The following is a 22,885-nucleotide window of genomic DNA, read 5'->3' as shown; positions in this document are numbered from 1 at the left end:
TTCCCGCTTATGCTTCAGCACCCCGATCTGTCGGCAAGGCTTCCCATCGAAACCAGGCAGATCCAGGGAACAGGTTGTTCTGCTTCCATTGCCGGAGGAACAGATCAATCAGCAGTTCATATAGAAAACCATCACTCATCCGGAAACGATCACCCAATAGATCAGGGCCGTGATGGTCAGCCCCAGAAGGAGGCTTCCCAGACCGATAACGGCAGAGATGAGCTTCAGCGGTATACTGGGGTGCTCCCGCTTCAGAGAATCGAGCCTCTGTTCCGCCATGAGACGCTCATACGCAAGGGGGCGCTCCCGCTGCAGTTCGTTCAGGGAGTAAGTGCCCGTGAAAATCAGGCGATCCATGGGGAACTTGTCCGGAACGAAGTGGGTATTGAAGAAGTGAACGGTAAAGATGAAGAGAGCTGCCAGGAGGGCCTCCTCGGAATGGATGATCGTCGCCACATTCAGAACCCACCCGGGTACGATCCAGGAAGACCACTCCGGCTTCCAGAGCAGAAGGCCGGAGCCGCCGATGGCAAACATCCCCCAGAAGACCGCCCAGAAGTCGAACTTTTCCCAGTAGGTCCAGCGGTCGAAGCGGGGCTTCGGCCCTCTATTGAAGAACCACAGGAACATCCCTTTCATGTCTTCCCAGTCCTTCTTCCGAGGAAACAGGGAATCAGGGCCGAAAAGACGTTCTTTCCATTCCCCCTTGCCCTGTCCCCCGGAGAAGAGGAAGCGGCAGGACAGAACGAAGACATAGGCCACGATCAGCATCAGAACCCCCGCGGCGATGCGGTGCCAGAGCCCAGCCGACTCAGCGCCTCCCCACAGGCGGATAAAGGCCCTGGCCCAGTCGGTGGAATGATATTTCAAGGGGAAACCCGTCGTTACAAGGGTGAAAAAGGACAGAATCAGAAAGAAATGCAGAAACCTTTCCTGGAAAGAGAACCGTTGGATGTGCTGATAGCCCTCCGGAGCTATTTCGCATACCTCCGAAAGGAGGCCGCTCTTTTCCCGGGCGTGCTTTTCCCAATAACTTTTTCGCCACCAGAGAGCTGTGTGGATCCAGAAAAAGGAGAACGTGAAGATCAGGAGGCCGGACATGAAGACAAAGGCCCAGTAGAGGGCGGGATATCGTTCCTTGTCCCGATAGTCCGGATGGGCCTTGTATTCCACGAATCGCGGATGAAATCCCTGATGGCAGCGCCCGCAGTTCTCGACGAGATGGCTGGGATGGATGCTGGAACGGGGGTCTGTTTTCGGCAGGATGTTGTGGGTCCGGTGGCAGTCGGCGCACCCGGCGACCAGTGTGGCCTGGCCGACACCGCGGACCTTGCCGTGGTAAGTCTCTTCGTACAGCCTGACCATGTCCGGGGATAGGTTGTTTCGCTTCATCATGGCCCTGTCTGCGTGGCAGCGGTTGCACTTCTGGGTATAGAAATTTCTGGCTTCAGCGGGATACTTTTCCAGGGAGGTGTGGTAAACCCGTGTGTCGTGGAGGCCGTGACAATCGCCGCAATCCGCCGCATCCATATTTCCCTTGAGAACGGCTTCCGCATGGCCCGAAGCCACGTATTCCTCGTTGGAATGACAGGCCGTGCATTGTTCGATGGTCCGACGCTTAATATCCCTGCCTGCCCGCTGCCGGTTATGAATGTCCCGATGGCAGTCGACACAGCGGAAATCCTCCTGAAGGTAATGGAAATTGGCGCGGTATTCCCCGGCGATCTGCTGGTGGCAGGACGCACAGGAAACGGGCACGGGCTTGTCCTGCCCCGTCATGTGGCGGTCCAGGTTCCGGATGTCGGCGTGACAGCTCCGGCAGCCGTTGCTGCCGTGGACCGAAGAGTTAAAGGCCGCCTGGAATTTCGGGTCATCATGGCAGCCCTGGCAGGTCCGCGAAACGGCTGCATCGGCAGTATGATAGAGAAGGCTCAAGAAGAGCGTCAACGCCGGAACCAGAATTTTTCCACATAACCGCGAATTTTTCATTGGCCTGTTTTCCCTGCTTTTTTCCCTTTGATGGCATTCACCGCCTTCATGCCGCCAAAGAGTCGGTTTATGTCGTGAAACCCTTTATGGAAGAGATAACTTCCTGCGATAAAGGACCGAAATCCCTGATCATCCACGATCAGGATGAGACGGCGCTCCGGAAGTTCCCTGTATCTTTTGTGAAGCTGATACAGGGGTATGTTCACTGCTCCCGGCAAAAAGCTCTCGCTGTAGGCCGCCTCGGAACGGATGTCCAGGATCAGTGCGTCCTGATGGATACCCCGCCAGTTTTCAAGTTCCTGAGCCTTCACGGACCGGATGGGTACGCGGGCGATCCGGTCACGGGATTCAAGGGCATATCCCGCCTGTTTCCAGGCGGGCATTCCCCCTTTCAGCACATAGATGTTGGTGAACCCTTTGCGCACGGCCAAATCACCGGCTTGACAGCTTCGGATGCACGCGTCACTTTCGCAGTAAAGGATGACTTTCCCCTCCCGAGGAACTTCGGACAGACGTTTGTCGAATTCCTCACAGGCAATGCATAAAGATCCGGGAATCCGATGATCCAGGCATTCGATGCGGCTCATGACATTGATGAGGGTGACCTTTTCCGCTTCAGTCTGCATCCAGCTGTAAAGGGTCGCGGCATCTACAATCTTCCAGCCCGCGGCATACGCTGTGTTCCCCTGAAGGCACAGTCCTGCAGCAAGGAGTAGGGGTATCAGCCACCTTACCTGCAAAGCATTGATCAGCACATCCTCGTGAATTCGATTATTCATAGGCCGGAACCTCCTCCATGCCCCATTCCTCCATCTGAGGCGAAGCATTCGGCGCCTTCGGTTTCGGATAATCTTCTTTCAGGAAGCGGCCCACACTCCGGACTTTCAATTTCCCGAAGAACAGCGCCTTCTCGTCGTGGCAGTCCCTGCAGTCTTTAGCCCCGAGGGTCTGCTTCCTGCCGATGGGAACCACATTGTGCCAGATGGGAACAGACAGGGTATTGGCAAAGGGAAGCTCGGAGGAAACAATCTTCCCGCCCTTCCATTCATAGACCTTGTCCGCCATAAAGACGGCCTTTCGGTAGCCGAGGCGGTGGAGAGCCTGCAGCATCTTTTCCATGTCCCCTTCCGTGGCCACAGTAACCCGGCGGATCTTCCTGCCGGATGAATCCCTGACCTCGACGGAGGTGATCCCTCTGCTGGCTTGATATGCTCGGGAAACTGCATTTGGGGGTAAGGCGCGAAAGGTATTCCGTCCGGTTCTTTCGGCAAACCACTGGCCCGTGTGCGGGACAGCGGCGGTGTAGCGTTCACCGGAACCGTCCTTCATGCCCTGGATGGCAATCCAGGGCGGCCAGGGCTTTTCCGCCGCCTTCCGAAAAGCGCCCCGGTCTGCGGCTGACATGTTGTCAGCGGTGTACCAGGAGACCGTACCGGTGGATGCATCCATAAGATACGCGCCTTTGGCCGGCTGCCCCGTGCTGTGGCAGGCGGTACAGGAAAGGAGTCGGAAATGGAAGGAGGCCTTCGGAAATTTCGCTGCATGAACAACCAGAGGATTCGGCGCCGACTCCGGAAGTCCGGGACGATATCGGTAGAGGCCGTCCAGATGACAGCTCGTGCAGGTCTTCATGCCCGTCTTCTCGACACTTTGCCCGGAACTTCCCCGCCCGATCCGGTGAGCAAGGCGGCCTCCCGGCACATTTACAGCCAGGCCATGGCAGTCCGTGCAGCGCAGGCCCACCCTTACGTGAACGTCGTATTCCGCCCTGTGCAGGGTTGCCGTATGAAACGCCTGGTCATCACCGTGGCACTGCAGGCAACTGGCCGAACTGACGGAAGGACGGATGATGGTTCCGGACAATTTGCCATCCCGGGTAAACACAGGACTTCCCCAGCGGTAGATAACTGCGGGTCGCCGGGACAGATTTCCAGGATCGCCCTTCTGTGATGACTTGAGATCCGGTTGAATTTCGCCGAGATTCGCTCCAGTCGTTGGCACCGTAAGCTCCCGCCCCGCCCGGATGCTCCTGTTGCGCTGATCGAGGCGATAGCCCGTCATATGGCAGACAAGGCAGTCCGCCTCCCCGGCGCTGCCTTTCTGAAAACGGCTTCTGTTATCCGGATACAGAGCGGCCGGCAGCGCCGACGAATCCGCTTTTCTGCGCTCTGAAGATTTTCCCTGAAAGTGGTTCCCTTTGCTGATCGTTGCATAGCTGTGGCAGGCCCCGCATGTTTTTCGCGGGCTGTAAGGATCGGTTTCGTTATCCGAGGGGGTGATCTTCGCGCCGTTTTCATTGCGCAACCAGACATCCACGTGACTGCCTGCTCCCAGGACGCGACTCTCCCAGGTAATCTGAACAGCGATTGCCAGCACGGCAATCAGGATCGCATATGCCATTCCTCGAACTGCATCCATGACCGCCTCTTTCCTTCAGACTTTTGTATTTAACAGGAGTGGGAATTTGCCGGGATACCTTACCCCGTTTGATCATTGTAATACCGTTTATCGGGTTATGGGTTTTGGAGTGTGGATCAGCCGTTCATTCGCCTTGGCTCCTCCTTTCAGGAGGGTTTCCCACGTCAGGAACCCGGTGCGATCCGTATGACATGAATCGCAGGAGCGAGTCCGGTCCGTACGCTTCCGGATATTGTGGACCGGCGAATTCCAGTAATTGGGGAGGGCATCGAATTTCTCCATGCGGATTCCCACCTTCTCAAAGGAATTCCGGACAGTCGGGATAACACGCAGTGTTGTGACCTCCTTCGTGTTCCGGGGGTTTTTCCCCAGGATAAAACCTGGCTCCGCCTTAGCACCCGTCCCTTCATGGCAGTCATAACAGTTCCGATACTGGCCGCCCGAGTGGCAGCCGTAGCAGCTCACCTTGCCCCGGTGAACGCTGTGGGCCTTCTTTGTCAGCAGTGTCTTCGAGTTGATCGTCTTGTGGCAGTTCGTGCAGGCGGGACGGTCTTTCACCGCCTGCTTGGTGAGATATTTCTTTCCGTCGCCGTGGAATTCCCGTTTCTTGTGGCAGTCAAGGCACATCATTCCTTTCTGGTAGTGGACATCCGTTGCCCCGCCGTATTCGCCCACATATTCCGGATAGACACGTCCGCCATGGCAAAAGGCGCAGGTCTTGCCTTCATCCTTCCTGACAAATTTATGCCCCTGGATCAGGCCGAGGCTGATCCCGGATACCGGTGGTGATTTCACATGACATCCACCGCAGGAGGCGTGGCAGCTCCGGCAGGATTGTTCGAAGACGCGCTTGTCGAAGATCTTGAGTTCCGCCTTGGAAAACCTTGCCATGACCCCCTGCCGCTGGCCGATCGTTGTGTAATGAAGAGATTTCCCATAGGCGGCGGCGATCTTTCCGTGGCATTGGCCGCAGGTCTTGAGATTGTCCGATGGCCGCTTCACCATGCCCTCGTGGGCCTGCTCTTTCGTTTCACCGCTTTTGTCGCCCTTGTGGCAGGTTTCGCATCCCTTGGAAAGATGCGGGTCTTTGGCTAACAGTTCAGGGTTGACAAGGTATCCCTTATAATACTCTTCCGCCTTCACGGGCGGAGGCGCCCCCGCTCACCCCTCGCCTTCGCCGCCGATAGCCGGTGGTTTGACCAGGGACTTCATCTTTTGATCATCTGTATGGCAGGAAATGCACTGATTGACTGCAGCCGCCCAAGCCCATGCGGGCAGAAGGAAAAGGACGAGAAAAAAAGAGACAAGCCGGTTCGTCTTCATGCTTTTTAATACTCCTGCCTTTTCGACAGAGGAATCAAAGGAGCTGTCAATGAAAACGTTTTCAGACCGAGGGTGATGGCCCCTTTCCGCTACGAAACCTGGTACGTTTCAGGAGCCATGTTGTATTTATGCTATAACGGATTTTGTCTGAAATCAATAGAATAACCCCGGCAAACGAAAAAATGAACGATTGCGGAAAATTTTTAGAACTCAGTCAGACTCACGGTTCTATCTAACCCTTGCGGTAAGAGTCGTTTGATGTTAATTTTCAATCGTTAGGGCGCCAACGGAACCGAAACCGCCTTTTATTTTCAAAACCATCCATCGGGAGTGCGGTTTGTGCCAAAAAAAACAAATCCTGTCCGGGCATTCTTTTCCTCCGTCAAACTGACGATTGTCCTGATGATCCTTATCGCTCTTCTTGCTGTTGGGGGAACGTTTCTCCCCCAGCAGCAAGAAGCGGGGGATTTCCTCCATCGCCTGCCGCCTGCCGCAGCGGAATGGCTGCTGCGGCTCCAGTTGCTCGACATCTACCATTCCACAGTCTTTTACCTTCTCATGAGCTTGTTGTCCCTGAATCTCATCGTATGCTCCCTGAATCGTTTCCCCTCAGCATGGAAAAAGATCCGGACTCCCGGTTTTCCCGTTCCTGAAGGTCTGTTTCCCTCCGCAGGCGTAGAACAGACCTTCAACGTGAAGGAAGGCAAGGATACCGTCGTTTCCAGACTTGAATCTCTTGCCAGGAAGAGATGGGGGAGTGTCGACAGGCAGGAAACGGAAAGAGGCGTCTTCCTTTTCGCTCAGAAAGGGCGCTTCGCTCATCTGGGTGTTTACGTGGTCCATGTGAGCATCCTGATCATTATTCTGGGAGCGGTGGTCGGTTCGCTCTTTGGGTTCGAGGCTTATGTCACCATCGATGAAGGGCAGGCCGTACAGGAAGTCGAATTGAAAGGCGGCAGGGGAATCAGGCAACTCGACTTTGCCGTTCGCTGCGATAAATTCACGTTGGAATTTCATGAAAACGGCGCCCCGAAGACTTACCGCTCAGATCTTTCCTTTCTCAAGGACGGAAAGGTGATCAGGCAAGGCGCTCTGCTGGTCAACCATCCTCTTTCTTTCGAGACGATCCGTTTCTATCAGTCCAGCTACGGGATGTCAGAGGATAACAAAGCCCATCTCTCCTTTTCCAGAAACGGTGTACGGCAGCAGCCGGAACTGGTATTGACGGAGGGAGACGTCTTTGAACTGCCCGGCAGCCAGGCAAAGGGAACGGTTTTACGCGTGGAAGAAAATATCATGGAAATGGGGCCGGCCGTCAAATTACTCATCTCATCGCCCCGGGGGGATGTTCAGTTCTGGGTGTTCAGGCATATCGAAGAAATCAAACAGATGAATCCCGGCCTGCTGAACGAAATGCCCCTTTTCAATCCCGCCCTTTTCAAACCTTATGAATTTTCTCTCACCCGGGTGGAACAGAAATACAGCACGGGGCTGCAGGTTGTCCGGGATCCCGGCGTGCCTCTGGTGGCGGGGGGCGGCATCCTGCTGATCGCCGGCCTGATGATGACCTTCTGGATGTCCCATCGCCGGTTCTGGATCTGGATTTTTTCGGACGGAGAAGGAGCTTCGATCCACATCACCGGGATGAGCAACCGAAATCCGGCGGCTTTTGAAAAGGAGATCCGCAACCTTCACGCCGCGGTCAGGAAGGCGATGACTATATGACGCATACGACGATCCTGAGTTGGGTAACTTTCATCTATTTTGCCGCTTTTGTTTTTTATCTGTTTCGCACTGTTTTCGGCAAGACCTTCTGGGGTCGGCTGGCGACCATGACCGCCTGGGTGGGACTTGCCGTGCAGTCCTGCGCTCTTGTCTGGCGGTGGAAGTTGTCCTACGACCTGGGGATCGGCCATATCCCCTTGTCCAATCTCTACGAATCCATGGTCTTCTTTGCCTGGAGCATTGTCTTTCTCTATCTCATTCTGGAATGGAAAGCGGCCAACAGGGTTCCGGGCGCCTTTGTCATCCCCGTCGCCTTTCTGGCCATGGCCTATGCCTCCATCGCTCCCGGCGTCGACAACAATATCCAGCCTCTGATTCCTGCCCTGCAGAGCAACTGGCTGACCAGCCATGTTGTAACCTGCTTTCTGGGCTATGCAAGCTTTACCCTGGCTTTTGGCTCAGGTCTGATTTATTTCATCCACCCCCTGGTTCCTGCCGACAAAGACAGCCCGGACAACAGGAGTGCCTGTCTGCCCTCACCGGATACTCTGGATACTCTGATCTATCAGGGCGTCGTCCTGGGGTTTGTTTTTTTGTCCATGGGCATCCTGACAGGATCCGTCTGGGCCCATTTCGCCTGGGGCTCCTACTGGAGCTGGGATCCAAAGGAAACGTGGTCCCTGATTACCTGGATCATTTACGCCATCATGCTTCATGCCCGCCTCGTCCGGGGCTGGCGGGGAAAGCGCATGGCGGTCATGGCGGTCATCGGCTTCGCTTCCGTCCTGTTCACCTATCTCGGCGTCAATTATCTGCCCGGACTGCACAGCTACCTCAACGCATAAGACCGGCCTCTTTCGCCTGAAAATCGGAGCCGATCATTCGGATTGAGCCGAAAGGCGACGGAATCAAGATCATCAAAGAAAAAGTGCACCTGAAAGGCTGTTATGCTGCCTGAACAGGTGCACTTAGGATAAGCCCGGAAGACGGCTCCCTTCCGGGAGCATTCAGTTCCGTTATTTATTGGCTCCCCAGCGCGGACTCGAACCACGGACCCGATGGTTAACAGCCATCTGCTCTACCGACTGAGCTACTGAGGAGTATGTATCTCTAATTCATGTGTCTCTGCTGCCAGGGTCTCCCGGCTTACAGCCGGCAGTTCATACAGACGGTGAGGTTCTCCATCGGCACACCCGTCTTGTTGCTGATATATTGAAGCTGATCCTCCGGGGCAAAGTACTGACCGCAGACGCTGCATTGTGCCATTTTGAAGGTTCGTCCCCAGATTGTGCGCTCGGCGCCGCCGTTGCCGGTGGTCATCTCGATGTGCCCCGTCGGGCATACATAAGCACAGGCGCCACAGCCGATGCAGGCCTTCGAATCCTCCGTGAAAGGGGGACCAACCACCTTATCCTTCCCGCGGAAGGACAATCCGATGGCGGACACGCCCACGATATCTTCACAGGTCTTTACACACAACCGGCACAGGATGCACTTGCCCTTGTCCTTATCAGGCTTGAAGCGTTTCTGAGTTTTGACGCCAAGCTCTTCAGCCAGGTTCCGCACCACCTCGGATTCCGGACACCGGGCCATAAGCAGCTCCAGGACGAGGCGTCGGACCCCAAGAACGCGTTCGCTTTTTGTATCAACAACGATGCCGTCTTCGACAAGATAAATGCAGGAGGTAACGATACGCTTTCTCCCGCCCTTTGCGATCTCCACGACGCACAGCCGGCAAGCGCCTGACGCCTCAATCGACTCGTGATGACACAAGGTCGGAATGACGATCCCGTTGTCCCGGGCAGCGGAAAGGATTGTTGTGCCGGTCTCTGCCTCGATCTTCTTCCCATCTATGACTAAATTCACCATCTCGCCTACCTTTATGATAAGGTTATCGCATCAAACTTGCACGTTTCCATGCAAACTCCGCACTTGATGCATTTCGCCTGGTCAATCTCGTGGGCCTTTTTCCGCTCGCCACTGATTGCCTCAACGGGACACTTCTTCGCACAGGCCATGCAGCCGGTACACTTCTCCTTGTCGATGTTATATTGGATGAGGGCCTTGCAAACACCGGCGGGGCACTTCTTGCTCCGGATGTGGGCGTCATATTCGCTCCGGAAATAACGGATTGTGCTCAGTACAGGATTCGGGGCGCTGCCACCGAGAGCACAAAGGGACCCGTCCTTGATGGCTTCTGCCATTCGTCCCAGAAGCTCCAGGTCACCCCTTCTGCCCTTTCCCGCACAGATGTCCTGGAGAATCTCGTTCATCCGGTAGATTCCCTCCCGGCAGGGCACGCACTTCCCGCAGGATTCGGACACGAGAAATTCGATAAAGTAGCGGGCAATGTCAACCATGCAGGTCTTATCGTCCATGACGATCATCCCCCCGGATCCCATCATGGAGCCGGCTTCCCAGAGGGAATCGAAATCAACGGGCAGATCGATCATCGTGTCCGGGATGCATCCGCCGGAAGGGCCTCCCGTCTGCACGGCCTTGAACTTCCTGCCGCCGGGGATGCCGCCGCCGATCTCGTAGATGATGTCTTTAAGCGGTATGCCCATAGGCACTTCCACGAGGCCGATGTTGTTGATCTTACCCACCAGGGAAAAAACCTTTGTCCCCGTGCTGTGCTTCACACCGATGCCGGAGAACCATTGGCCGCCCCGGGCGATAATGACGGGAACATTCGCCCATGTCTCCACGTTATTCAAGTTGGACGGCCGGTTCCAAAGCCCCTGTTCCACCGTATGTATGTACTTGGCCCGAGGCTCGCCCGCTTTCCCTTCCAGGGAAGCCATCAGGGCCGTCGATTCTCCACAGACAAAGGCGCCCGCACCTTTGGCGATCTTGATGTCGAACTCAAAACCCGTGCCGAGGATATTTTTCCCCAGAAGGCCGGCTTCTCTTGCCTGCCCGATGGCATGCTGAAGATTTGCCACGGCCAGAGGGTACTCGTTCCGTACGTAAATGTACCCTTCATGGGCGCCTATAGCATAAGCTCCGATGATCATCCCCTCAAGAACGCTGTGGGGATCGCCTTCCATAAGGCTCCGATCCATGTAAGCCCCGGGATCTCCTTCATCACCGTTGCAGATGACGTATTTGATTTCCCCCTCAGCCCGCCGGCAGCTTTCCCATTTCGTACCCGTCGGGAAGCCGCCGCCGCCGCGCCCTCGAAGGCCTGAAGTCTTCACCTCGAGGATAACATCCTCCGGCGACATGGTCGTGAGGGCTTTATGCAGGGCGGTGTAACCACCCCTGGCGATATATTCATCCATATTTTCAGGATCGATCATACCGCAGTTGCGCAAGGCAATCTTAACTTGTTTGCGGTAGAAGGGCAGCTCGTTGATCTGAGGAATTCCGGAGCAATCGACCGGCACGGAACCAGAGAAATAGGCCTTTTTCTCTCCCTGAAGGAGAAGCTCCATCTCATCCATACGGTATGCCGGCTGTATCCCATTCAGATCACCATTGACCACCCGGTCAATAAGGATGGGGACCATCTTCGCCGTCATCTTGCTGAAGGAGAGGCGCGGCTTGCCCGGCGCGATGACGTCGACGATGGGTTCGATGCAGTCCATCCCCATACTGCCCGCCTTGCTGAGGACGATATCCAGACCGCGATTCGCAATTTCTTTTGCCAAGGCGTCATACACTGCCTGGGCTCCCGAAGCGATACCGCTCGTAGCCATACCGACAACGATCTTCACCTTTGCCGGCAGAAGACGCGCCAGGCCTCGCTTCGCAGCTTTGTTCAAATCATCCCATGTATTTATCGTGCTCACTTTTTCACCCCTGCTTTGCGATAGTTTTTCAGAATCCCGGGAATCTCATCCTGGGTGAGGTAAGGATGAATGTTCCCGTCAATCCGTACCACCGGGGCAAGACTGCAGCAGCCGAGACACCGCACCTCCTCAAGGGTGAACATGGCATCCTCCGTCGTCTCTCCGCAGGAGATATTGAGATTCCTCTCCAGCCGGTTCATGAGGTTGAAGCCTCCCTGAACATGGCAAGCCGTACCGGCGCACACTTCAATAAGATATTTACCCCGCGGCTTCAGGCTGAAGACATTGTAGAAGGTCGCAATCTCATAGATCCTGCTCAAGGGCACCTGAAGCTCATCACTCACGATGGTTAAGGCCTCCTTCGGCAGGTATCGGAATTCCTCCTGGAGATCCTGCAATACGGCGACGGCAGCACTTTTTTCTCCATCGTACTTGCTGATAATCTCCCTGATTTTCCCCCTGTCTACCTCTTTGTTCATTATTTTCCCCTTGATTTTTTCGGTTACATTTCCCGCCACGAGCGAGAATGCTTCATCTTGTTCATGAGTTTATTGTACTCCAGCTTCACCCTCTTCTGAAACATTCCGATCTCATCAGGAGTCAGATGCCGGAAGCGGCCCTGAAGTCTGATATAGTCTTCCAGGGGCCTCAACGTTTCCGGCATAACCGAACTGAGCTTGTATTTCCCATGTTCCACCTCATAAAGCGGAAATGCCCCGGTCTGAACCGCCAGCCGCCCCATTGCAATACATTCGCGGGTACGACAGCGCCATCCGGTGGGACATACGGAAAGACAATGGATATAGGAAGGCCCTTTGATCGACCGTGCCTTTTTCACCTTGTTCATGAAATCAATGGGATAACTGTGACATGCCGTAGCCACATAAGGCAGATTATGAGCCACCATGATCTCGGGCATGTTTTTCTTCCATGTCGGATTGCCGCTGCTGACCTTGCCGGGAGGGGCAGTTGTTGTTGAAGCACCGAAGGGGGTGGCGCCGGAACGCTGAATACCCGTGTTCATGTATGCTTCATTGTCGAAGCAGACATAGAGCATGTCATGTCCTCTCTCCATGGCGCCTGACAGAGCCTGAAGTCCGATATCGACCGTGCCGCCATCCCCGCCGATACCCACGGTCTTGACATAACGGTCGGATATTTTTCCCTTGCGCCGCAGAACCTTCAGGCCGGCTTCCACGCCGGAAGCCACGGCAGCGGCATTGGGAAAAGCCACATGCATCCAGGGAAGTTTCCATGCCGTCGTAGGATACATGGTTGAGACGACTTCCATACATCCCGTGGCGTTGACAATCACCGTATCCTTACCCAGCGCCTTGCACATCAGGCGAATGGCCAGAGCCTCTCCGCATCCCTGGCAGGCGCGATGCCCGGCGGCAAAGTATTCTTCCTTGTCCACCAGTTTCGGCGCGTAAAGGTCAAAATTTTCCACAATACCGGATTGGAACGTATTCATTATCCTCTCACTCCATAAAATTCATAGGCTTCTTTGGGTTTTTCCGTATCCGCTTTCGCCGCTCTGGAGATCATATCCTTGAAGTGATCCACCATGACATCCCGCCCCCCGAGACCGATGATGTAATTCACGATCGCGGGGCGCTTCTTCTGTGCATAAAGGGCCGAACGCACTTCCAGAGCGAGCGGACCGCCAGCCCCGCCATAGGACAGGCAGCGATCCGTAACAGCCAGCACCTTCGCTCCCTTGACCGCCTTCTGCAATTCCTCGAAGGGAAAGGGCCGCCAGAGTTTCAGTTTAAGTAGGCCAGCTTTTACTCCTTCCTGACGCAGCTCATCGATCGCCATCTCCGCTGTTTCCCCCATGGATCCCATGGTCATGAGAAGAACCTCCGCCCCCTCCGTTTTGTAGGACTCGATGGGTTCGTACTTCCGCCCAAACTGCTGTTCCCACTCCTTCCAGATTTCGAGAATGACCTTTTTGGAGTTCAGCAGAGTAACCTCCCGGCTTTTGCAGGCTTCGGCATAGATGTCCGGCAGCCCCAGCGCCCCGAGCGTCACGGGATGATCGGGATCAAGCGCGGCAAGAGGTTTGAAAGGGGGCAGGAAACGATCCACCTCTTCCTGGTCGGGCATGAACATCGGCTCCACCACATGGGTCAACTGGAAGCCGTCGAGATTGACGTTCACCGGCAGCATGACGTCCTGATGTTCAGCGATTTTGAAGGCCTGGATCGTCATATCCACGGTTTCCTGTCCGTTGGCGGCAAACATGGAAATCCAGCCGATGTCTCTCTGGCTCATGATGTCGCTGTGATCGTTCCAGATGTTCAGGGGACCGGAGAGCGCCCGGTTCCCGATAATCATAACGACCGGCAGCCGCATGGCGGAGACGATCGCCAGAATTTCAGCCATATAAAGAAGCCCCTGAGAGCTGGTTGCCGTAAAGGAACGCGCCCCGGCGCCGGAAGCCCCGGCACAGGCGCTCATGGCAGAATGTTCCGATTCCACGGTGATGAATTCCGCGTCAAGGCGGCCTTCCGCAACGATCTCAGACAGGTGTTCCGGTACATGTGTGTTCGGAGTAATGGGATAGGCGGCGATCACTTCCGGCCTGCACAGGGCAGCCGCTTCGGCAGCCGCCAAGGCGATTTCCATACCAATTCGTTTCGACATGGCCTATTCCTCCTCCACCATCTTGATCGCGAGGGGCCAGCACTCATGTGCGCAGATACCGCACCCCTTGCAGTAATTAAGATCCGCCGCAAAATATCCATCCGCGTCTTCCGAAATGCAGCCTTCGGGGCAGAATATATAGCAGAGGCCGCATTTGATGCATCTGGAATTATCCCAGACCGGGCGTTCCGCCCTCCAAGTGCCTGTATGGTAGTCTCTGGAGCTTCCAGGTCGAAAGACGATACATCCGGGATTGACTTCCTGCCAGTCTTCTGGCCATTTTTTTTCCGCCATTCTATATACCTCAACCTTTATCTGAGATTTAAGCGAGATGTACCTCATCATAGGCCAGCTTCATGGCCGCCAGATTCCTGTTGGCAATCCGGCCGAACCGGTGTTCAATCGGCTCATTCAGGGATTCCAGCTTGACAACATCTGTCATTTTGACTAAAGCGCCCAGCATGGTCGTGTTGGTAATGGGAACCTTCAGTTCCTTCCAGGCAATGGCTGTCGCATCGACCAGAGCAATCCGACCCTTGAACTGAATGTGTTTTTCAATCTCCTTCAAGGATTTGCTCGTATTGATAATCAGGAGCCCTTCCGGCTTCAGCCCCTCGGACACGTTGACCAGGGAAATCAAACCGGGATCCAGGACGACCACCACATCGGGACGATAAATACGCTGCCGCTTCTTGATCCGGGTGTCATTAATCCGGTTGAAAGCCTCAACCGGCGCTCCCCGCCTTTCAGGACCGAAACTCGGAAATCCCTGCGCGTACCGGCCTTCGCCGATCGCTGCCAGCGCAAGCAGCTCAACGGATGTCACAGCACCCTGTCCGCCTCTTCCATGCCACCTCACTTCTATCATTGACTCTTCCCCCAGGTTGTGTTCGCAAACAGATAGAACTTGCTCTTTTCTATTGAAGAGAGTTTCCTGCTATTATATAAAAAAAAGGCCTTGTCAATCTTTATTTAGAAGGAAAAATGCCGTAATGGATTGAAATACAGTCATTTATTATAATAATGATGTAGACTGTAACTCATTGATTGTCATTTTTACCCGATGCAACCGTTTTCAACATCAATACACGCGCCTGCTCCATTCAAGTCAGGGCATAGGCCTTCAAGGCTTCGTCGTAAAGATCCCTCCCCCGGGTGTCGTTGATCACCACCAGGGGCAATTCGAAGACGACCAATCGGAAGATGGCCTCTGGACCGAGATCCTCATAGGCAATGACAGAGGATTCCCGGATGCAGCGGGCCGTCAGTGCCGCAATTCCCCCGATGGCACCAAAATAAACCGCCTTGTACCGCTTCATGGCGGCAACGACCTCCGCTGAACGCTTCCCCTTGCCGATCATCCCTTTCAATCCCAGAGCCATCAACTGCGGCGCAAAGGAATCCATCCGGCAACTCGTAGTCGGACCGATGGATCCGGTTATGGAACCCGGCCTTGCCGGGGCCGGCCCGGCATAGAAGATCACCGCTCCCTCAATCGGAAACGGCAAAGGCTCGCCGCGTCCGGCGGCCTCGCAAAGGCGGCGATGGGCCGCATCCCGACCGGTATAGACGACTCCGTTGAGAAGAACCCGGTCGCCCACAGACAGACGCCTGCACAGATCCTCATTTAAGGGTGTTTCCAGACGGATCGGTTCGCTCATCATTAAATCACCGCCTCCCGGTGCCGAGCCACGTGACACTGGATGTTGACAGTAACGGGCAGACTGGCGATATGGCAGGGCATCATTTCCACATGGACGGCCAGGGCGGTCACACGCCCCCCATACCCCTGCGGCCCGATTCCCAGCCGGTTGATTTCCGTCAGTAGTTCCCGCTCCATGGCAGCCAGACGTTCGTCCCGGACATTGGCCGTTCCCAGCGGCCGGAGCAGGGCCTTTTTCGCCAGAACGGCGGACATCTCCAGAGAGCCGCCGATGCCCACCCCTACAACGACCGGCGGACAGGGATTGGAACCGGCTCTGCGGACACAGTCCACAACATGAGCCCGAATCCCGGCCTCACCCACAGCCGGGGTCAGCATGACACTGCCGCTCATGTTTTCACTGCCGCCGCCCTTGGGCATCGCACTCAGCTTGAGCTGGTCGCCCGGAACCAGTTCGGTAAAAATCACCGCCGGAGTATTGTCGCCCGTATTCCGCCGCGACAGGGGGTCACAAAGGGATTTGCGGAGATACCCATCCCGGTAGGCCTGTCGGACGCCCTCCTGAACGGCTTCATTGAAATCGCCGCCCACGATGTGCACATCCTGGCCCATTTCCACGAAAACTACCGCCAGGCCCGTATCCTGGCAGAGAGGCATATTATCATCTCTGGCCACTTCCGTATTTTCGAGGATTTTTTCCAGGGCGTAACGTCCCAGGGGCGACACTTCCTCTTCCGCCGCCCTTGCCAGAGCTTCCAGCACGTCGCGGCTCAGTTCGCGGTTTGCAGCGATGAAAAGCTCCCGCACGGTATCCGTGACAGTCTCCACGAAAATTTCTCTGATTCGGCTCATCATTCCGATATCGACTTTCCTGAAGGCCTCACGGCTCTTTCTCCATGCCCCGGCGGAATTCCAGCGATTTGGACAGGGTCATCCGATCCATATACCGGAGATCGCTGCCCATGGGAACTCCCTGGGCGATCCGGGTCACGGTGACAGCCAGCGGCCCGATCATACGGGAAATCAAAAGGGCCGTCGAATCTCCCGAAACATTGGGATTCGTGGCCAGGATAACCTCCCGGACCCCACTTTCCCGGATCCGTTCAACCAGTTCCCGCAGTTTCAACTGCTCAGGCCCGATCCCGTCCAACGGAGACAGAACGCCGTGCAGGACATGATAAGTCCCCGAATAACTTCCGCTGTCTTCGATCGCCATCAGGGCATCGGGATCCTCGACGACGCAGATCTGACTCGAATCCCGGGCAGAATCGCGACAAACCGTGCACAACTCGGCCTCGGAAAAATTGTAGCAGACCCGACAGAACCGGATTTTATCCCGAACCTCCAGAATGCTGTCGGCCAGAGCGCGAGCATCGCCTTCCGGGGCTCTCAGAATGTGCATCGCCAGTCTGGTCGCCGTTTTTTCCCCGATTCCCGGAAGTTTTCCCAGTTCCGAAATCAGATGTTTAATGGGAAGGGGATATCCTGCCATTGAAAACCCCCCCTCCTCTACATCAACCCGGGAATATTCATCCCCCCGGTAATCTTGGCCATTTCCGAGGACGTCATCTCCTGCGCCTTGCGAATGCCTTCGTTAACGGCCGCGACAATCAGATCCTGCAGCATTTCCAGATCCTCGGGATTGACCACATCTTTTTCAATTCTCAGAGAAACGACTTCAAACCGGCCGTTGACCGTAACCGAGACCATCCCCCCCCCCGCCGTGGCTTCCACGGTCCGGGACGCCAGCTCTTCCTGAAGGCGGGCCATCTTCTCCTGAAGGGCCTTGGCCTGCTTCATGATATTTCCAATATTGGGCGCCAAAAAAACTTACCTCCTTATCCTTATCACTTGATAATAAAACTGCACACTCATGCCGCCCGGAACCCGATTGCGGCTCCTTCCGGCTTATCCTTCAGACTTCACATCGGTCGATGGCCTCTGAGGGGGCAGGACTTTAATCTCCTGAACCTCCGCTCCTTCAAAGACGCTCAAGACTTTCTGCAGAAGGGGATGATTCAGGGCTTCCCGACGGAGCTCTTCCGCCTGATTTTTCCGGGCCATGGCCTCCGACAATCTCCCCCCGGAGCCCCGACCGTCGGATTCCGTCTCCACGGGCTCGATGTCCACCGTCACGGCGGTTTTGAAAAAGGATCCGGCAAGCTCGCTCAGCCGGCTCTTCTGCTCCGGTTCGTTGAGGTCCTCAAAAAAAACGCTCCCCTTGCGAAACCCGATGCGCAGATGGCCGTTTTCACAGCCGAGACATTCGCCCTGCTCGATCTTGGAGGCCAGCAGGATCGAATGCTTCTTCACATGGGCTTTGAAATCCGCCCAGACATCCCCCCCGGCATGCGCCGGATCCCTGACCGCCCCCTGCAATTCCGCCATCGGTTCCCTTACGCTCCGGTCCTCTGTCCGGACGATTGGCAGTGTCAACGGACGCTCTCTCACTGTCGTTGAATTTCCCGGTTTGGAAGGCGAAAAGGAGGCGGCCCCGGGAACCGTTTCCGAAAGGCAAGGCGCGGAAGACGCCAGCCGGGTTTCCAGGTCCTCCATGCGGGAGAGAATCTCTTCGATGGGAAGAGCTGGCGGCAGACCGGCCATGCGGCAGACGATCGCTTCCAAGTGAAGCCGGGGGTTGTGGCTCCGTCGCGCGCTTTCCTCTTCCGCCAGCAGGATATCCAGAAGCTGCTGCAGAGTCTCCCGCGAGACCTCCGCCACCTGCGCCTCGATGCCGGACAGGTCGTTGCCGGGCAGATCCAGGAGCTCCTGCTGCGGCCCGACGATCTTCACCAGGAGAAGATTACGGAAATGGTGGAGAAGAAGCGTATAAAAATACGTCATGTCCAGGCCGGCGTAATACCCCTCCTCCACAATCCGGAGACATTGTCCGGCATCGCGGCGCAGGACCGCCTCGGAAAGCTGGAAGAGAAAGCGACGGTCGGTCCGGCCGAGCAGCTCCTCAACGGCCTCGTCTTCGATCGCCGTTCCGGCATAGGAAATCACTTGATCAAAGATGCTCTCGGAGTCCCGCATGCTGCCGTCCCCCGCTTCGGCAATCCAGGCAAGGCCGGCATCGCTGATCCGGATCTTTTCCGTCTCGGCGATCTTCCGCAGCTGCTCTGCAATCTGACGCAGGGAAAGGCGGCGGAACTCAAAGCACTGACAGCGGGAAAGGATGGTTGCCGGCACTTTATGGGTCTCTGTTGTGGCAAAAATGAAAACGACATGGGGAGGGGGTTCCTCGAGGGTCTTCAGCAGAGCGTTGAAGGCTTCCCGAGTCAGCATGTGCACTTCATCGATGATATAGACCTTATAACGGCAGGAAACGGGCAGGAAACGGATCCGTTCGCGGAGCTCCCGAATTTCGTCGATACCCCGATTGGAGGCGCCATCGATTTCCCGGACATCCATGGAAATGCCTTCCGTGATTTCACGGCAGTTTGTACAGACATTGCACGGTGTCCCGGCAGGCCCCTGTTCACAATTGATGGCCTTGGCCAGAATGCGGGCAATGGAGGTCTTGCCGACACCGCGCGGCCCACTGAACAGAAAGGCGTGGGCAATGCGCTCCTGACGGATGGCATTCTTCAGGGTCTGGACGACATGCTGCTGGCCGACGACGTCCTCAAAGACCTGAGGCCTCCATTTGCGGGCTAAAACAAGGTAGTCCATAAGGGCTCCTGGGGAAAAAAACGGCAGACAATTCCATCTTCCCCTCTCCGAAAAACGGGTAAGATCAGAATCGGAAGAGGGAGCTTCCCGGTCTGAAACATCATGATGACGCTGGAAGTGCGAAGATGCTCAGAGAAACCACGATCAAGGGGCTGGACGATTTCACGCCGGATGGCGCACTTAGACCTGAGAATTTACGACCTGCCACCATAACGGACAAAAGATAGCCAGGCTGATCCGCAGCACACGCCGGACATTGCTACCGCTGCTTCCTTCCGGACCTGGCGGGGTTCACACGCCGTCGTTGCACGGGGCCCGGCTATCCGTATCAAAAAGGAATCCCGTCAGGAAAGCCGCTTCCGCGGCAGCCGGTTGACCGCTTTCGGGAAAATAACAGGGACTGGCGGAGAGAGGGGGATTCGAACCCCCGGTACATCTTTGTGGACATACACACGATTTCCAGTCGTGCCCCTTCAGCCTCTCGGGCATCTCTCCTTAAAGAAACGGCCTGCCGAAAAATGACGGGAACTCCCTAACAGAAAAAGAGAAAAAACACCAACGATTTTTAAAAACCGTTCAAGGGCAGGATGCGGCCTTCCCCGGCGGGAGTCCGCTTCCAATTCCGTATCGCAGCACACTCTGCGCCGGTGCCTTGCACCTCATTCCGAATCCGGATTTGGATTGCTTCCCGAAGCAATAACTGGCGGAGAGAGGGGGATTCGAACCCCCGTGAGAGCTTTTGGCCCCCAAATCGATTTCGAGTCGATCCCGTTACGACCACTTCGGTACCTCTCCGCAAAATCAAGACTTTACCTGTCCTTCTGATTTTAAGAGAGGGGATGTTACCCTCTTTTCCCGGAAAAATCCACTTAAAATTTCCGCGCAGGATGCCTGCAGAACGCCCCCTGTAACCTCCACGAAATGATTCAGTCTGCTGTCCTGAAGCAACCGGTAAAGGGAATCCACCGCACCGCCCTTTGGGTCGCCGGTTCCATAAACCAGCCTTTTCAGGCGGGCCTGAAGAATCGCCCCCGCACACATGATGCACGGTTCAAGCGTCACGTAGAGGGTCATTCCCGTCAGGCGGTAATTTTTCATTTTTTCCGCGGCTTCCCGGATGGCCAGAATCTCCGCATGGGCCGTGGGATCATGACGGTCAACCGGCATATTGTGGCTTCTGGCGATCACCTCGTTTTCCCGGACAATCACCGCCCCGATCGGAACCTCTCCCTCTGACGCCGCCAGGCGGGCTTCTTCGAGGGCAAGGCGCATCCATCGCTCATCATGGTCTCTTTCCGTTTCCGATGCCCCTGATGGGAAACCCGGATTTCTGTCTGACTCTGCAGAACCGTTTTCCGTATCCACTGAACCACCTGTTGATTTTAAAAAGTTCTTATTCTATGCTTCCCGGCCAATGAAAGGTGAAGCGACCGATGCCGGCAAACAAAATCCTCATTTATTCCGTCATGATTTCTCTGGTCATTCATCTTGCCGTCCTCTCCCTGACCGGTCTGATCGAATGGCAGGGGAACAGACGCCCAGCGCGGGTGATGACCCTCGATCTCAGGGAGATGTCTGCCGGCGTCGAGGGCAAATCCCTTCCCCCTGCAGCACCACCGCCGCAGGCTCGACCGGCTCATCCGCCGGCAAAGAAGGTACAGAGCTTCGCCGGCGGAAAGATTCGCGAAGCGACGGTGGACCTGAACAGCAGTGAATCGCGCTACCGGCCTTACTTGAAGGCAGTCAGAGAAAAAATCGAAAGCTCCTGGATTTATCCCGAAAAGGCTTCCGCCCGGAAAGAACAGGGCATCACGGTCATCCGGTTTTCCCTCGCGAAGACGGGAGAGCTTCTGGATACAGCCATCATCCGGTCATCGGGCTTCCCTCTGCTGGATGAAGCCACTCTGAGGGCGGTCAGAAAACCCCGCTATGCACCTCTGCCCGACGTTTTTCAGCTTTCCCGGCTGAATGTCGTTGCGACTTTCGAATACCGTCTGGTCCGGTAATTTCCCCTGCACCGCCCCATCAGATTTCCGAAATGGTTTCCATCAGATCCCGGTTAAGCTCCAGAATCCGATCGCGAAATTCGGTCTGCTGCACCCAGGATTTGGACTCCAGCTGCGGCTGTCTCTGGCGCAATTGCTCCATCCGGGCTTCCAGATCGCCGATCAGATAGGCCCAGTCGATCTTCGGCGCCGCCTTTTCCGGGAATTCCACTCTTTTGATTTCCTCGCCGATCTTCAGGAACGTTTCTTCCAGATATTCCGGAATAATCACCTTGTAGCCGAACCGTTCCCGGATGCGGTCCGCCAGAACCTGCTGAGCGGAATATTCACCGTGAACCAGAAAAACCTCCAGCCCATGATTTTTAAAATGACTGAGCCATTCGAGAAGCTGGCTCTGCCCGGCATGCGCCGAAAAACCGCCGATTGTGAAAATCCGGGCCTTGACGGCCACATTTTCATTCAGGATGCGGACTCTTTTCGCACCGTCGATAATCTTTCGTCCTGTGGTTCCCTCGGCCTGAAAACCCACAAAGACGATGCTGGCGCCTTCACGCCACAGATTATGGCGGAGATGATGGCGAATCCGACCGGCGTTGGCCATTCCACTGGCGGAGATGATGATGGCCGGCCCCTCGGTCTGGTTGATGGCGATGGATTCCTCCGTGGTCTGCGTACAACGGAGCTGGGGGAGGCGCAGGGGGTTTTCTCCCTTCAGGATCAGTGCCTGTGTTTCATCATCCAGAAAGGTGGCATGGCGGCGGAAGATTTCCGTAGCCTGGATCGCCAGGGGGCTGTCCAGGTAAATGGGCATGTCCTTAGGCAGCTGTCCCTTTTTGGACAGCAGATAGAGACAGTACATCATCTCCTGCGTCCGTTCGACGGCAAATGCGGGAATCACCATCTTCTGCCTGCATTCATAGCTGTAGGCGATGGCCTCGGCCAGCTCGTTCAGGCTGTCCTGCTCATTCTTGTGATTCCGGTTGCCGTAGGTGGATTCGAGAAAGAGATAGTCCGCCTCGGCGATAATCCCGGGATCGTCCATGAGCAACTGGGCTGGTCGACCGATATCCCCGGAAAAAACAAGTTTTGCAGGAACGCCGTTTTCCTTCAGCCAGAGTTCCAGAAATGAAGAGCCCAGGATATGCCCCGCATCCATGAAGTTCACCTTAAGCCCCGGGAAGGGTTCAAAGGGTTTGTCATAGGAAACGCTTTTCAACATCGGAAAAACCGCTTCGGCATCCCGCTGTGTATAAAGCGGCCCCACGCGTTTCTCTCCGAAGCGCAGGCGCTTCCGGCTTTTCCACTGGGCTTCCATTTCCTGGATATGGGCGGAATCCAGCAGGAGAATCCTCAGCAGATCCACGGTCGGTTGCGTCGCATAAATCGGCCCCCGAAACCCTTTCTGAACAAGGCGGGGCAGAAGACCGGTATGATCGATATGGGCATGGGTAATCAGAAAAAACTCAATCTTTTCAGGCTCATAAAGCTCCACATTCCAGTTCCGCTTCTCGATCTCCTCATTTCCCTGATGCATGCCGCAGTCAATCGCAAAGCGATGCCCCTGCGTTTCCAGAATATAACAGGACCCTGTCACCGTTCTCGCCGCGCCTAAAAATTTGATTTTCATAATTATGAACCTCTGC

Annotated in this window: 22 protein-coding genes, 3 tRNA genes and 1 other RNA gene; 3 read left to right on the top strand and 23 right to left on the bottom strand. The window is 55.7% G+C overall.

The features are described 5' to 3' along the window. Positions 1-135 precede the first annotated feature (135 nt). The 5 genes from SYN_RS00475 to SYN_RS16145 form a co-directional block, all read right to left on the bottom strand. Positions 136-1,989 carry a cytochrome b/b6 domain-containing protein gene (locus SYN_RS00475; RefSeq protein WP_011416010.1) on the bottom strand — a complete coding sequence of 618 codons (1,854 nt, stop codon included), beginning with the start codon at positions 1,987-1,989 and terminating at the stop codon, positions 136-138. Further along, entirely contained in the window at positions 1,986-2,768 is a 783-nt protein-coding gene (locus SYN_RS00470; RefSeq protein ID WP_041584548.1) for a rhodanese-like domain-containing protein, read from the bottom strand. The genes SYN_RS00475 and SYN_RS00470 overlap by 4 nt, the downstream gene beginning before the upstream one ends. After that, positions 2,761-4,407, bottom strand: coding sequence for a hypothetical protein (locus SYN_RS00465; RefSeq protein WP_011416008.1), 1,647 nt, complete (start codon positions 4,405-4,407; stop codon positions 2,761-2,763). The genes SYN_RS00470 and SYN_RS00465 overlap by 8 nt, the downstream gene beginning before the upstream one ends. 87 nt (positions 4,408-4,494) lie before the next feature. Continuing rightward, positions 4,495-5,550, bottom strand: coding sequence for a cytochrome c3 family protein (locus SYN_RS00460; protein ID WP_011416007.1), 1,056 nt, complete (start codon positions 5,548-5,550; stop codon positions 4,495-4,497). An 18-nt stretch (positions 5,551-5,568) separates the two neighbouring features. Then, positions 5,569-5,730 carry a hypothetical protein gene (locus tag SYN_RS16145; RefSeq protein ID WP_011416006.1) on the bottom strand — a complete coding sequence of 54 codons (162 nt, stop codon included), beginning with the start codon at positions 5,728-5,730 and terminating at the stop codon, positions 5,569-5,571. Positions 5,731-6,069: 339 nt separating this feature from the next. On the opposite strand from SYN_RS16145, the gene SYN_RS00455 reads away from it, so the two are divergent. Together SYN_RS00455 and ccsB are read left to right on the top strand one after the other, a co-directional pair. Beyond that, positions 6,070-7,455 carry a cytochrome c biogenesis protein ResB gene (locus tag SYN_RS00455; protein ID WP_041584547.1) on the top strand — a complete coding sequence of 462 codons (1,386 nt, stop codon included), beginning with the start codon at positions 6,070-6,072 and terminating at the stop codon, positions 7,453-7,455. Continuing rightward, the gene (ccsB, locus tag SYN_RS00450; RefSeq protein WP_011416004.1) at positions 7,452-8,300 is read left to right on the top strand and encodes a c-type cytochrome biogenesis protein CcsB; all 849 of its coding nucleotides are present in this window, start codon (positions 7,452-7,454) and stop codon (positions 8,298-8,300) included. Before SYN_RS00455 ends, ccsB begins: the two co-directional genes overlap by 4 nt. 179 nt (positions 8,301-8,479) lie before the next feature. On the opposite strand, the gene SYN_RS00445 is transcribed toward ccsB, so the two are convergent. The 17 genes from SYN_RS00445 to tadA form a co-directional block, all read right to left on the bottom strand. Then, positions 8,480-8,555: transfer RNA gene (locus tag SYN_RS00445), tRNA-Asn, on the bottom strand. 46 nt (positions 8,556-8,601) lie between these two features. Next, positions 8,602-9,324 (bottom strand): 2Fe-2S iron-sulfur cluster-binding protein, encoded by a 723-nt coding sequence (locus SYN_RS00440; protein WP_011416003.1) that lies wholly within the window; start codon positions 9,322-9,324, stop codon positions 8,602-8,604. Positions 9,325-9,335: 11 nt separating this feature from the next. Continuing rightward, positions 9,336-11,156, bottom strand: coding sequence for an NADH-ubiquinone oxidoreductase-F iron-sulfur binding region domain-containing protein (locus SYN_RS00435; RefSeq protein WP_041585203.1), 1,821 nt, complete (start codon positions 11,154-11,156; stop codon positions 9,336-9,338). An 89-nt stretch (positions 11,157-11,245) separates the two neighbouring features. Further along, a complete protein-coding gene (nuoE, locus tag SYN_RS00430; RefSeq protein ID WP_041584546.1) occupies positions 11,246-11,728 on the bottom strand; it encodes an NADH-quinone oxidoreductase subunit NuoE in 483 nt (160 codons plus the stop codon). 23 nt (positions 11,729-11,751) lie between these two features. Further along, on the bottom strand, positions 11,752-12,699 hold the full coding sequence (gene porB, locus SYN_RS00425; protein ID WP_041585202.1) for a pyruvate synthase subunit PorB: 948 nt from the start codon (positions 12,697-12,699) through the stop codon (positions 11,752-11,754). A 23-nt stretch (positions 12,700-12,722) separates the two neighbouring features. Then, positions 12,723-13,898 (bottom strand): transketolase C-terminal domain-containing protein, encoded by a 1,176-nt coding sequence (locus SYN_RS00420; RefSeq protein WP_011415999.1) that lies wholly within the window; start codon positions 13,896-13,898, stop codon positions 12,723-12,725. Between the two features lie 3 nt (positions 13,899-13,901). Beyond that, entirely contained in the window at positions 13,902-14,192 is a 291-nt protein-coding gene (locus tag SYN_RS00415; RefSeq protein ID WP_041584545.1) for a 4Fe-4S dicluster-binding protein, read from the bottom strand. A 28-nt stretch (positions 14,193-14,220) separates the two neighbouring features. Further along, complete coding sequence (locus SYN_RS00410) at positions 14,221-14,766, bottom strand: 2-oxoacid:acceptor oxidoreductase family protein (protein WP_011415997.1); 546 nt, start codon at positions 14,764-14,766, stop codon at positions 14,221-14,223. 235 nt (positions 14,767-15,001) lie between these two features. Next, positions 15,002-15,562: a Fe-S-containing hydro-lyase gene (locus SYN_RS00405; RefSeq protein ID WP_041584544.1), complete on the bottom strand. Its 561-nt coding sequence runs from the start codon at positions 15,560-15,562 to the stop codon at positions 15,002-15,004. After that, complete coding sequence (locus tag SYN_RS00400) at positions 15,562-16,416, bottom strand: fumarate hydratase (RefSeq protein ID WP_011415995.1); 855 nt, start codon at positions 16,414-16,416, stop codon at positions 15,562-15,564. Before SYN_RS00400 ends, SYN_RS00405 begins: the two co-directional genes overlap by 1 nt. A 25-nt stretch (positions 16,417-16,441) precedes the next feature. Beyond that, positions 16,442-17,053 carry a recombination mediator RecR gene (gene recR / locus SYN_RS00395; protein ID WP_011415994.1) on the bottom strand — a complete coding sequence of 204 codons (612 nt, stop codon included), beginning with the start codon at positions 17,051-17,053 and terminating at the stop codon, positions 16,442-16,444. A gap of 17 nt (positions 17,054-17,070) precedes the next feature. After that, entirely contained in the window at positions 17,071-17,385 is a 315-nt protein-coding gene (locus SYN_RS00390; protein WP_011415993.1) for a YbaB/EbfC family nucleoid-associated protein, read from the bottom strand. Positions 17,386-17,469: 84 nt separating this feature from the next. After that, positions 17,470-19,236, bottom strand: coding sequence for a DNA polymerase III subunit gamma/tau (dnaX, locus tag SYN_RS00385; protein WP_011415992.1), 1,767 nt, complete (start codon positions 19,234-19,236; stop codon positions 17,470-17,472). 222 nt (positions 19,237-19,458) lie between these two features. Then, an RNA gene (ffs, locus tag SYN_RS15600) (signal recognition particle sRNA small type) lies at positions 19,459-19,557 on the bottom strand. A gap of 80 nt (positions 19,558-19,637) precedes the next feature. Continuing rightward, a tRNA-Ser gene (locus SYN_RS00380) sits at positions 19,638-19,731 on the bottom strand. Positions 19,732-19,937: 206 nt separating this feature from the next. After that, positions 19,938-20,031: transfer RNA gene (locus SYN_RS00375), tRNA-Ser, on the bottom strand. A gap of 6 nt (positions 20,032-20,037) precedes the next feature. Next, positions 20,038-20,601 carry a tRNA adenosine(34) deaminase TadA gene (tadA, locus tag SYN_RS00370; protein WP_011415990.1) on the bottom strand — a complete coding sequence of 188 codons (564 nt, stop codon included), beginning with the start codon at positions 20,599-20,601 and terminating at the stop codon, positions 20,038-20,040. Between the two features lie 68 nt (positions 20,602-20,669). Between tadA and SYN_RS00365 the strand changes: the two genes are divergently transcribed. Further along, entirely contained in the window at positions 20,670-21,242 is a 573-nt protein-coding gene (locus SYN_RS00365) for an energy transducer TonB (RefSeq protein ID WP_041584543.1), read from the top strand. 19 nt (positions 21,243-21,261) lie between these two features. Here SYN_RS00365 and SYN_RS00360 read toward each other — a convergent pair whose 3' ends face one another. Further along, positions 21,262-22,869, bottom strand: a complete 1,608-nt coding sequence (locus SYN_RS00360) for an MBL fold metallo-hydrolase RNA specificity domain-containing protein (RefSeq protein ID WP_041584542.1) — start codon at positions 22,867-22,869, stop codon at positions 21,262-21,264. Positions 22,870-22,885: the final 16 nt, after the last annotated feature.

It is taken from the genome of Syntrophus aciditrophicus SB, from assembly GCF_000013405.1.
Lineage (GTDB): Bacteria > Desulfobacterota > Syntrophia > Syntrophales > Syntrophaceae > Syntrophus > Syntrophus aciditrophicus.
This window is presented reverse-complemented; position numbering and strand designations above follow the sequence as displayed.